The 10948-nt window shown below is 69.2% G+C and carries 10 protein-coding genes, 1 pseudogene and 1 riboswitch; of the genes and pseudogenes, 6 read left to right on the top strand and 5 right to left on the bottom strand.

The window, feature by feature from the left end; genetic code table 11:
• Positions 1-183: 183 nt before the first annotated feature.
• Both ABZ863_RS34095 and ABZ863_RS34100 read left to right on the top strand, forming a co-directional pair.
• Positions 184-900 carry a hypothetical protein gene (locus tag ABZ863_RS34095; protein WP_358543771.1) on the top strand — a complete coding sequence of 239 codons (717 nt, stop codon included), beginning with the start codon at positions 184-186 and terminating at the stop codon, positions 898-900.
• Positions 901-1085: 185 nt separating this feature from the next.
• Positions 1086-1442, top strand: coding sequence for a hypothetical protein (locus ABZ863_RS34100; RefSeq protein WP_358282082.1), 357 nt, complete (start codon positions 1086-1088; stop codon positions 1440-1442).
• Positions 1443-1721: 279 nt separating this feature from the next.
• Here the strand turns inward: ABZ863_RS34100 and ABZ863_RS34105 are convergent, their stop codons facing one another.
• The 4 genes from ABZ863_RS34105 to ABZ863_RS34120 all read right to left on the bottom strand — a co-directional run bounded on the left by ABZ863_RS34105 (position 1722) and on the right by ABZ863_RS34120 (position 5743).
• A complete protein-coding gene (locus ABZ863_RS34105) occupies positions 1722-2171 on the bottom strand; it encodes an EF-hand domain-containing protein (protein ID WP_062191859.1) in 450 nt (149 codons plus the stop codon).
• Positions 2172-2401: 230 nt separating this feature from the next.
• Positions 2402-3619 carry an IS110 family transposase gene (locus tag ABZ863_RS34110; protein WP_358543774.1) on the bottom strand — a complete coding sequence of 406 codons (1218 nt, stop codon included), beginning with the start codon at positions 3617-3619 and terminating at the stop codon, positions 2402-2404.
• A 348-nt stretch (positions 3620-3967) separates the two neighbouring features.
• Positions 3968-4663, bottom strand: coding sequence for a hypothetical protein (locus ABZ863_RS34115; RefSeq protein ID WP_358543776.1), 696 nt, complete (start codon positions 4661-4663; stop codon positions 3968-3970).
• A gap of 165 nt (positions 4664-4828) precedes the next feature.
• Entirely contained in the window at positions 4829-5743 is a 915-nt protein-coding gene (locus tag ABZ863_RS34120) for a ferric reductase-like transmembrane domain-containing protein (protein ID WP_358543778.1), read from the bottom strand.
• Between the two features lie 292 nt (positions 5744-6035).
• A riboswitch (cobalamin riboswitch) is annotated at positions 6036-6214 on the top strand.
• Positions 6215-6418: 204 nt separating this feature from the next.
• Between ABZ863_RS34120 and ABZ863_RS34125 the strand changes: the two genes are divergently transcribed.
• From ABZ863_RS34125 to ABZ863_RS34140, 4 genes and pseudogenes are all read left to right on the top strand, one after another.
• The gene (locus ABZ863_RS34125) at positions 6419-7324 is read left to right on the top strand and encodes a hypothetical protein (RefSeq protein ID WP_358543780.1); all 906 of its coding nucleotides are present in this window, start codon (positions 6419-6421) and stop codon (positions 7322-7324) included.
• Positions 7324-8343, top strand: a complete 1020-nt coding sequence (locus tag ABZ863_RS34130; RefSeq protein WP_358543783.1) for a cysteine synthase family protein — start codon at positions 7324-7326, stop codon at positions 8341-8343. Before ABZ863_RS34125 ends, ABZ863_RS34130 begins: the two co-directional genes overlap by 1 nt.
• A complete protein-coding gene (locus tag ABZ863_RS34135) occupies positions 8340-9599 on the top strand; it encodes an ATP-grasp domain-containing protein (protein WP_128463496.1) in 1260 nt (419 codons plus the stop codon). The genes ABZ863_RS34130 and ABZ863_RS34135 overlap by 4 nt, the downstream gene beginning before the upstream one ends.
• Positions 9600-9720: 121 nt before the next feature.
• A pseudogene (locus ABZ863_RS34140) lies at positions 9721-10476 on the top strand (MFS transporter); the annotation flags it as partial.
• Positions 10477-10673: 197 nt separating this feature from the next.
• Here the strand turns inward: ABZ863_RS34140 and ABZ863_RS34145 are convergent.
• Entirely contained in the window at positions 10674-10934 is a 261-nt protein-coding gene (locus ABZ863_RS34145) for a diguanylate cyclase (protein ID WP_358543785.1), read from the bottom strand.
• Positions 10935-10948 lie beyond the last annotated feature (14 nt).

Consider the following 10948-nt stretch of genomic DNA (forward strand, 5'->3'; position numbering starts at 1 on the left):
CGTCACCCGCTCCCGCCTGGGACGACTCGTCCGCCAGGGGCTCCTCGAACAACCCGGACGCGGCCGCTACCAGAAACGGACTTAACGTCCTCTAAAGGGGGCTTAGGTGCAGGGTTGGTGGAGAAGGTTCATGACACCAAGGTCATCTGCGTCCGGCAGAGGCCGGCAAGGCAAGGAGCTGTTGTGACAGTGACCGCGAAGAAGGCGTCGAAGCAAGCGGCGGTGGGCTCACCGGCGAAGGCCGTGGGCGTGCTCCTCACGATGAGGCAGCAGTCGAAGCTGCGGGTGTCCAAGAAGGCCGTTGTCGCGGTTCAGTGTGCTCTGACCCATCTCCTGGGTGAGGTCCTCGAGGGTGCCAAGTCGGCTGCCGCAGGAAGGACGAGGGTCATGCCCAAGCACATCTCAGCGGCGTTCTCAACGGACTCCGACTTGCGGAGCCTGGGCCTGAACTGGATGTTCCGTGAGGGGCGCGCCAACAGCACAGTCCGCTTCCCTGCAGCGGCTGGTGGCGTGGCTGATCGAGACGGCGGGCGTCCGCTCGCAGGGGTGGACCGGGCAACGAGCTCCAAGGCAACGGCTCCCAAGCCAGAGGGCGCCAAGGTCAAGCGGAGCACCGACGTCACATCCCACAAGTTCAGCCGCACCGTCAAGCTCTGCGCCCGTGACCGGGAATGCCGTCTGGATACCGGCGCTCAGGACGCACTGCAGACCATCGCCGCCGAGTTCACGGCGGACCTGGCCCAGGCCGCCGGTGAGGCCGCCCGGAAGAACTCCAAGGACGCCATCCGTGCCGAGGACGTCCGTACGGCGGTCGAGGAGCATGTGAAGGGCGACCTGAAGGCCCACATGATCAAGGAGATCGACGCCGCCCTGGCCAAGGCCGATCAAGCAGCCCCGTAGTCCGTGTCCGATGGGCGCGTGACGCTCCCGGACGGAACTCATGCCGTGGAACATGAGGCCGGGGGGGGCGGGCGGGGCCGGGCCGTCTACGCCAGGTGCCCCGGGTGTGTGCCCCCGGTGGGATGTGGGCAGGTCGTGAGGACCAGAAGGATCAAGGAGAGGGAGCGTATGCCGTACAAGGAGTGGTGGTCAGCATCAACGCCGCGGGTTACGCGGACGCCCTGAAGGACGCCCAGGAGAACGGGGACACCCTCATCGAGCTTTCCCAGCCCCGGTTGAGCTGGGACGCGGACGGCTACCTCCATGAGCCCGAGAAGGCGTTCTCCATGGTCGACTGGGGCGCCTTGGAGGAGTTCGTCCGTGAGAATGACTGCGGCCCGACCGGCACCGGCCTGTGGTTCGCGCATGTGAGGAAGGCCGACCGGCGCGATGCGGGGCTCAGGCCCAGCGAGTGCCTGTTGCTGCGCGTCGTGGACGGGGTTCCGCGAGTGAGGAAGGCTGCCGGTCCGCAGGCCATGCGCTACTTGGTGACCGTCCCGTAGGCCGAGACCGGCGCTCTCGTCCGCGCGGGTTCCTTGTCGCCGGCCGCCCCGACGCCGTACCCCCCTGAGCTTCAGCTTCGCTGTCGAGAGCGTCCGCTGACGCGGCCCCGTCACGCGTGGCACCCGGCCGGCGGCGCCAGCCCTGTCCCCCCCGACGACGCCCGCGGACCGTCACGTCACAGGGCCTGTGTGACAGCAGCCAGTGGAAATCAACTGGCCACTAACACCTGTGCCCCCCGCCCCGTCTGTGCGGGGCGGGGGGCACAGGGGCGCCCGCTGTCATGGTGTGCGCATGGTTTTGATGAACTCTTCGTAGTTGATCTGTCCGTCGCCGTCGACGTCTCCTTCGCGGAGCAGCTCGCTGATTTCCTCGTCGGTCTGCTTTTCGCCGTGCGACTGCATCACGGTGCGCCATTCGGAGGTGCTGATGCATCCGCTTCCGTCCTTGTCGAAGGTGCGGAACGCTTCGAGGAGATCGTCGTCGTTGCTCCTCATGTCGAGGTCCCGGCCCACGATCGTCAGGAAGTCTGGCCAGTCCAGCTCCCTGTCCTCGTCCGTGTCGGCTTCGCGGAGCATCTCCTGGAGCGTGGCCGTGGTCGGGGTGTGGCCCAGAGATGTCAGGACAGCGCCGAGTTCGTCGGCGGTGATCTTCCCGTCGTTGTCCTTGTCGCAGAGGGAGAACGCTTCCCGGTAGTCGCTGATCTCTTGTTCGGTGAGGCTGGTTCGCACCGTGGCTCACTCCGTGAACGGGCAGGCGAAGGGCCCGCGTGACCTTGCGGGGAAACCTCCCCGGCCATGCGGAGCGCATGCGCACGTTCACCCTGAGGGATCAGTCTGCCGGGTGTCGGCCTTGCTCGGCCGGTCTGTCGGCGATGGGGGGTCGGTGATTTCGGCGGGGTGCCTCTATGTCTTTCGTCAAGGCATCCCTGTCGGGTTTGGGGTGGTTCGGGGTTGCTGGGTTATGCGGCGAGTTCGACGTTCCCGGGCGTGCGGGATTCGTAGAAGGTGCCGTCGCGGAGCATGGCGAACAGGACGCTGATGCGTTGGCGGGCGAGGCGGAGGAGGGCTTGGGTGTGGGTTTTGCCGCGGGCTCGTTGCTTGTCGTAGTAGGTGCGGGAGGCCGGGTCGGCGTTCATGCAGGCGAAGGCGGAGAGGAACATGGCGCGTTTGAGCTGGCGGTTGCCGCCTCGGGGTGCGTGTTCGCCGTGGATCGAGGTCCCGGACTGTTTCGTGGTGGGGGCGAGGCCGGCGTAGGAGGCGAGGTGGGCGGCGGTGGGGAAGCTGGTGCCGTCGCCGACGGTGACCAGCAGGACGGCGGCGGTCCTGACGCCGACGCCGGGCATCGACGTCAGGACCTTCGAAAGAGGGTGGGCCGCCAGCAGGCTGTTGATCTGGGCTTCCATCGCCCGGCGCTGGGTGTGGACAGCGGCGAGCTGGCCGGCCAGGGAGGGGATCACGATGTCCAGGGTGCCGGTGCCCGGGACGACGACGGTCTGCTCGTCCAGGGCGTCGAAGACCTCGTCGATCAGTCGGGTGGCCATGCGCGGGGCCTTGGGGCGGATCAGCTCCACGAGTCTGCGGCGGCCCGCCTTGCGCAGGGCGGCCGGGGAGCCGTATCTCTCCAGCAGCCAGGTCACGGCCTGGTGGTCGAGGCGCGGTCCGAGGACGCGTTCCAGGCTGGGGTGGAACTGGGTGAGCAGCCCGCGTATCCGGTTGGAGGTGCGGGTGGCCTCGGCGGCGAGGTCCTGGTCGAAGCCGGTCAGCACGGTCAGCTCGGCGGTGATGTCGTCGGTCAGTTCCAGCGAGCGCAGGGTGTGCGGCATCGTCCGCGCGGCGTCCGCGATCACGGCCGCGTCCTTCGCGTCGGTCTTGGCCTCGCCGGGGTAGAGGTCGGCGATCCGGCGCATCGCGAGTCCGGGCAGGTAGGCGACCTGGCAGCCGGCGTCGCGGGCGACGGTCAGCGGCAGGGCGCCGATGGAGGCGGGCTGGTCCACGATCACCAGGACGGTGCCGAACTTCGCGGTCAGCTTGTCGAAGACGGCCCGCAGCCTGGGTTCGCTGTTGGGCAGCGGCTTGTCGAAGACCTTCTTCCCGCCCGGGGTGAGCCCATGACCGTGGTGAGCGGACTTGCCGACGTCCAGGCCCAGGAACACGCCCACGTCTTCGATCTCAAACATCGCGCCCCTCCCCGGGGGTGTTGACGGTGCCGGCCTCGGCTCGGGTGTCGTGCTCGCGCATCCACGTTATGCAGACCTGCCGCCCGCGAACCGCCCGGCATCGCGCCGGACCGGACGGTGGCCGGACCTCTGATCAGCGTCTCCGACGAACACCCCTCGGGCCCGGTGACACCACCCCCCAGGTCATGCCTTCGACAGGGGGACACAGTCATGCCGGGCCCGGAGGCCAGCGGCCCCATTGCGGAGCCGCAGAAAACATAACGGGGGCGGCACGCCGGTGTGGGAGCACACTGGCTGCCCGCGCGGTGGCGGGTGCCGGGGTGGAGCCGGTTCGCCCGGCCCCCTGGGTCAGGGATGGACGAGACGCGGCGGGGTCGGTGCGAGGCCGGCCTCCGGAACGCGGTCGGAAGCGTCTGCGGGGCGGCGGGAGGCGACCGGTGGACCGCGCCGCGTGACCACGTGCCCGAGTACGAGGTGACCGGCTGCGGGATCGGACCGGGGAGCCGGGAAGCTACGCGACCGGACAACCACCAAGGGCGCCGGAAGCGGTATGCGGAAGGTCCGGACGAACTCCGCGCTCGCCGCGTGGGCCAGCTGCGTCAGCGCCCGCTCTTCGTGGGACAGCCACCAGGCGCAGCCTAGGGCCGCGAGAAGGTGGGCGGCCGTCATGGAAGAGGTGTCACCGGTCGCCAGCGTGTCCCAGGCGGAGGGGTTCGCCGCGTCCGGCATCCCGGCCCCTCCCATGTGCGCACCTGGGTACGCGTGGGAGGACGAGCCCGGTTCAGGAACGGTGTGGGCCCAGCTGAAAGCCGCGTGCAGCAGAAGTTGGGTGCCGAGCGTCCCCGCGCAGATGGCGAGGGGTCCGCGGGCCCGTCCGGCGGCGAACCACGCGGCCACGACGATCGACCAGAACGCCGCGACCAGCACCTCCGGGGAGACCGCATGCGCGGAGGAGAGCGCGTGGCCGCTCCCCGCGAGGCTCACGCACACCAGCGCGAAAAGGAGGGCCCGCACGGCACGCACAAGGCTCTCGGTGTGGCTCACAGTCGGCCATGGTGACAGGGAAGGGCTCGTTCCGCACCGATGCGAACCCGTCATATGCCGCTTTGTCCTCAAGGTTGTCGCGAGCCGCACACCTGGGAACCGGAGCAGGGACTGAACCGTACGACCGCCGGCACGACGGCGGTCGTCGTCCATCTCCGGGACCGATCAGCTGTGGTGCGGATGCGGACTGGTGGAGGGCGGCTCCACCGGCCGTTCGCGTCCGCCGTCCCGTCCCGAGAGCGCCACGACGAGCAGGGCCACGGCCACACCTGCGACGACGACGCGGCCCGCGGCTCGCAAGGTCCACCCTGGAAGCCGGCGGGCGGACTCCGGTTTGCCCAGCCGTTCACTCCGTCGCGCCGGCCCGACCAGCCTCGCCAGCAGCAGGACGGCGACAGGAATCTGGAGCAGCCAGAGCACGGTGCGTGGCCACTCGCCGTACCAAACGTTGGTGCCGTACAGCAGCGTGTGCCAGACGCTGAGCACGTAGACGACGATCACGAAGCGGTGCAGAACCCGCCAGGTCCTCGCTCCGATGCGGTGGCGCACGTAGAAGAGCAGCCCCAGCGGCACCGCCAGGTAGAGGGCGGCCTGCCCGATGGGGATGGCGATCTGGCCGGTGCCGGAGTCGTACCAGCCGGGGACGAAGGAGTCGGCGAAGGCTGCCCACAGTCGTTCGGCCCAGCCGAGCTGCGCCTCGTACCGGACCAGTTCCGCGGCGAACATCAGCGCGTGCGCGAACATCAGCGCCATCGTGGTGAGGCTGGTCGTGCGGTGCCAGCGCTCCAGGGTCTGCGGCGAGACGCGCAGCGCTTCGGGCCTGGTACCGGAGACCAGCAGTCCGATCATCACCGTCCCCCACGCCCACAACAGGGCGGACCAGCCGAACGCCTGACTGAGCAGGTACATCCAGTACGTGCGGGGGTCGTCCATGAAGGGCATGACCGCGACCGTCGCGGAGGTACCGGACTCCATCCGGACGTACAGGAAGACGAAGACGGCGGCGGTGACCCCGACCGCGGCGGCGGCGTCCGGCACGGCGAGGCGAAGATCACCGCGAAGGGTGACGCGCCCTCCCACACGGCTCCGGTTCTTACCGGAGCCTCTCTCCGTCTCGTCCTGGGAAGCCGTTTCTGGCGACAAGGCGAAGCCTCCAGGGTCGGTCACCGAGCGCTCGGTGAGGTCGTGGGGCCCAGTGTGACGGGACAGGTCAGTCGGACGCAGTCGTTTTCCGGCCACAGATCAACACTGCTGTCTCAAGCGTGTACTTCCGTACCGCTCCTCCCTCCCCCACCACTCACATCAGGACACCGCTGAACCGCCCCCTGTCGCATTGAAGGCACCGCGTCTACGCTGACGCTGCGATCGGTCCGTACCAAGTGACCGCACTGGTGCGGCGTAAGAGGGAACCCGGTGGAAATCCGGGGCTGTCCCGCAACGGTGTGCGAGAACCCCCGAACTCCGACGTCACTCACCTGGCCTCCAGCCAGGGCCGAGGCGCCATGGGACTTCCCGCAAGCCCGGTCACCTGCCGGCCGCACCCGCCCGAAGTTGTCTGGCGGGACCGACCACTGCGACCTCGAGGACCGGGTCGACGGTCACGGCGCCTTCGCGGCGAGCGTGCCGCGGCCTGTCCTCCTCCTCGCCCGTGTCTGGTGCACGGCGCCGGAAGGAGAGCAAGTCCGTGTCCCTTTTCCGCCACTTCTCCTTGAGCGAAGACCCCGCCGTGTCCCGTCGGCCGGAGGGAGGCCGACGGTGCTGAATTCCTTACCGGAGGTCCTTGAGAACCACGCCCCGCGCTCGCCGACGGTCTGGGGAGCGTGCCACGGGACCTTGGGCGAGCTGTACCAAGGCCCCCTGCCTTCCGGGGGTGACTCCGACATCGCCCTGGTCTCTTTTCCGGTACGCGGTCTGACCGCCCGAGTGGGCTTCACGCCGGGCGCCGCCCGGCAGGAGAAGACCGGGCTCCGCCCGGAGGCGGCCGAAGCGGCTCGCCTGTTCCTGAACCACCACGGCCTGGCGCTGCCCTCGGGAGCCTGGAGCCACCACTCTGATCTCCCTGTCGGTGTGGGGATGGCGAGTTCGACCGCCGACATCGTGGCCACGCTGCGCTGCCTCCACACCTACCTCGGCATCCCCTACGACCTGGACACGGTGCTACGCGTCCTCTCGTCGATCGAGCGTGCCGACAGCGTCTTCCTCGACGAGTTCGCCCTCCACCTGAGCAACCGGCACCGGGTCGTGCGGCGCCTGGGCTCCGCGCTGCGTTTCCACACCGCGTACATCACCGAGCCGGGCATGGTGGACACCGAAGCGGTCACCGGGACGCTGCAGCAGTTCTACCGCCGAAGGCCGGACGCGTACGGGCGGGCTCTCGCCGGTCTGCTCGACGGCTTCTCCGCCCGCGACCCCGTGGCCGTCGCCCACGCCTCGACGCAGAGCGCGGCGCTCTCCCAAGAGGTACTGCCCAAGGAGACCTTCGAAACGGTCCTCGCTCACCAGGGGCGTTTCGGAGCCGACGGCGTCTTCGTCGCCCACACCGGCTGCCTGGTCGGATACCTCTTCTGCCGCCCCTTCTCCGGCCGCACCCGCTCGGACCTGACGACGTTCTTCGCGTCGCTGGGCCATCAGTGCTCTTTCGCCCAAGGAGGATTCAGGTGATCCACCCCCATGTCGCCGACGCTCTGAAGGCGCCGGACCTGGTGCGCCTCGACCACGGACTCGTACTGCTCCGATTCGAGTCGATGAAGATCTACTCCGCCCTGGGAGCCGTGCGTCATCTGCTGGACGAGGGTGTGGTCCGGCCCGGACAGACCCTGATGGACAGCTCCAGCGGCATCTACGCCTACGCGCTGGCCCTCGCCTGCCACCGTTACGGGATGCGGTGTCGCATCGTGGCCTCCACCACGGTCGACGCGACGACCCTGGCTCAACTGGAGGTACTCGGTGCGGAGGTGGAGCAGGTGCGCCCGTCCAGCGATCTCAAGCTCGACCAGGAACTGCGCGTACGACGGGTGAAGGAGATCCTGGACCGCCACCCCGACCACCATTGGATGCGCCAGTACCACGACGCCATCCACTACCTCGGATATCAGGAGGTCGCCGACCGCATAGCGGAAGAACTTCCGGGACGCCCGCTCACCCTCGTCGGCGGCGTCGGCTCGGGCGCGTCGACCGGCGGGCTGGCGGAGCGGCTCCGCACACAGGACTCCCAGGTCCGGGTGGTGGGAGTCCAGCCCTTCGGCAGCGTCACCTTCGGCAGCCAGGACCACCACGATCCGGAGGCCATCATCGCGGGCATCGGCTCCGCCATCCCGTTCGACAACGTCCGGCATCACCTCTACGACACCGTGCACTGGATGGACTTCACCCACGCCATGTCCGGCGCCGTCGCGCTGCTGAAGGAGCACGCGGTCTTCGCCGGGCTGTCCACCGGGGCCGGCTACCTTGCCGCCACGCACGAGGCCCGCCGCCGGCCCGACCGCGTCCACGTGGTCATCGGTGCCGACACCGGCCACCGGTACGTGGAACGCGTCTACGCCCGGCACGCCGAGGCGCTCGACGTCGCCTCCCTCAAGCCGGACGAGATCGCGACGCCCGCTGCCATGACCATGCCCTGGTCGGTCATGGCCTGGAACCGTACGCCGGCGCACGCCACACACCGGACGGAGGCGGCATGAGCATCGTCTGCCTGGAACTGCTCACCTTCGGGCTCGGACACCTCGTCCGCGCGGCCGATCTGTTGGGCGAGCGCCTGGTCCTGGTCACGCGGGACCCCTCCTTCTATGCCTACGAACTCGACCGGCTCCCCCCTGGGGCGCTCGACCTGGTCGAGGCCGACACCTTCGACGCGGACCAGGTGGCCGAGGTGATGAGCGCCGTTCCGGATCTGAGAGGTCTGGTCAGCTCCACGGACACCTGGATGCTGGTCGGCGCGGAACTCGCCACCCGTTTTCGCCTGCCCGGACTCGACCCCTCGGTCCTTCGCCTCACCCGGGACAAGCCCTCCGTCCGCAACCGCCTCCAGGAGGCCGGGCTGTCCCGAGGCCGGGCCCTGGAGGGCTTCCTGGGAGCACCGGACGCCACGCAGCTCGTCCTCAAGGAGGTCGGCCTGCCGGCCGTCCTCAAGGACACGGCCGGGACGGGCAGCCAGAATGTCTGGCTCGTACGGGACGAGGTCGAGTTGACGACGGCCCTCGACGAGGCGTCCGGGCGCAGTCTCATGGGGCAGCTCTTCGCCGAACCGTTCTTCACGGGGCCGGTCTACAGCGCCGAGACACTGACGTGGGACGGACACACGCGGTTGCTCGGCGTCTCCAGCCGGCTCATGTCCGCGGAACCGTACTTCCGCGAGGAGATCACCGCGTTTCCGGTGCGCTTCCCCTCGTGGCGCCAGGAGGAACTGGAGAGGTGGATCGGGCGGGTGCTCCAGACCGTGGGATACACCGACCGGTTCTCGCACACCGAGTTCGCGTTGACCTCGGACGGTCCGGAGGTGATCGAGATCAACCCGAGGATCGGCGGAGCGCTCGTCGGTGAGGGCATGTGCACGGCCCTCGGTACCAACGTCTACGAAGCGGTGCTGGAGACGGCTCTGGGCCGGCGTCCCGGCCTCATCGACGCCGAACTCCCAGGCGGGCCGGCCGTGGCCTTCGTTCTCGGCTATCCGGCCGCTCCGGGAATCCTCACCGGGGTGGCGGGCCTGGACAGGCTGCCGACGCTGCCCGGCCGTCCCGCCTGGTACCCGACGAAGCGGATGGGCACCCCCATCGAGCACCTGGACGACAGCAGGGGGTACGCGGGCATCGTCTACGCCGAGGGAGAGACCGCCGAACTCGCCACGCACCACGCGGTCGCGGCGGCGAACGGCGTCCGGGTCGTCACCGAGGCAGCGCCCGGCGCCGTCCGGGGCGCTCCCGAGGTGTCGGGTGCCTGACGAACAGACGCGCCGGCCACCCGGCTTGCGACAGACACTCGCCACGCTGAGCGGACCACTGCGCTTCCTCCTCTTCAGCTCCTTCCTCATCCCGCTCGGAAGTTTCATGGTGCTTCCGTTCATGTCCGTCTTCCTGCACGAGCGACTGGACATGGGACTGGGGACGGTCGGGGTGATCCTCGCGGTCGCCTCCCTGGTGCAGTTCTCGGGAGGGGTGGTCGGCGGAGCGATGGCCGAACGGGTCGGGCTGCGCCGCACGATGGTCTGGGCACTGGTGATCCGCACAGCCGGCTTCATCGGTCTGCTCCTCGCCCTGCGGTGGCCGCCCCTCGCGGTGGGCGCCCTCGTTCTGACCTGCTGCGGTGCGGCGCTCTACCTTCCGGCGAACAAGGCCTACCTGGTGAACGGGGTAGACGAGGAACGCCGCCCGGCGTTCCTGTCGGCGGGCAACGCCGCGCTCAACGCCGGCATGGCCGTCGGCCCGCTGATCGCCGGTCCTTTCGTCCTCTCCTCCCCCGGCTGGCTCTTCCTCTCCGTCACCGGGCTGTTCGTCATGGTCACGGTCGGCCATGCTCGTCTGCCCACCGAGGCGGCCGGGGAGACCGGCCCCACCGTCCCCGGAACAGGCGGACTTCTCACGGGGATCGCAGGCCTGCCCTTCGCCGCCAACGCCCTTGCCTTCTACCTCTACTTCCACTTCCAGCACTACCTGGCCGTGTACGCGGTGGAACGCACCTCCAGCCAGTTCTACAGTCTGGTCCTGCTGCTCTGCTTCGTCCTCGTCATCGTGGTGCAGCCGCCGGCCTCCGGCCTGATCCGACGCATGCCCTACACCCTCGCTCTGGCGGTCGGCTTCGCCGGGCTCGCCGCCGGGCTGGCGACGCTCGCCATCGGCACCACCTGGGCGCTGCTGGCAGGCGGCGCTCTCATCACGCTCGGCGACATCGTGCTGTTCCTCAAGAACGACCTGGAGGCCCTGCGCCGCAGCCCTCGCTCCGACGCCGTGGTCTTCGGCCAGCAACGACTGGCCGCCGGCCTCGGTGCGTGCGCGAGCGGTGTTCTCGGCGGACAGCTCTACGGCCTGGGGCAAGGCCTCGGTGACACCGGATGGTTCTGGCTCCTCGCCGCGGGGCAATGTCTCCTCCTTCCTCCCCTTCTCCTCCTCCGCCGTCCCCGCGTGCGGCGGCGCCCTCCGTACGACATGAGCAAAGGAGCAATGACGACCGATGACACGAACCGGCGGGTTCCAGGACGGCCGCGCACGCAGTGCTGCAGCCGATGCCCGACGATCCGCAGCACCTTGTCGCCGATGCTGTGCCCCAGTGAATCGTTGATGACCTTGAACTTGT

The organism is Saccharomonospora sp. NPDC046836 (assembly GCF_040645195.1).
Lineage (GTDB): Bacteria > Actinomycetota > Actinomycetes > Mycobacteriales > Pseudonocardiaceae > Prauserella_A.

Coding starts and splice junctions, on each gene's coding strand:
- ABZ863_RS34135 (WP_128463496.1), top strand. CDS start 8,340: ATGAGCATCGTCTGCCTGGAACTGCTCACCTTCGGGCTCGGACACCTC.
- ABZ863_RS34110 (WP_358543774.1), bottom strand. CDS start 3,619: ATGTTTGAGATCGAAGACGTGGGCGTGTTCCTGGGCCTGGACGTCGGC.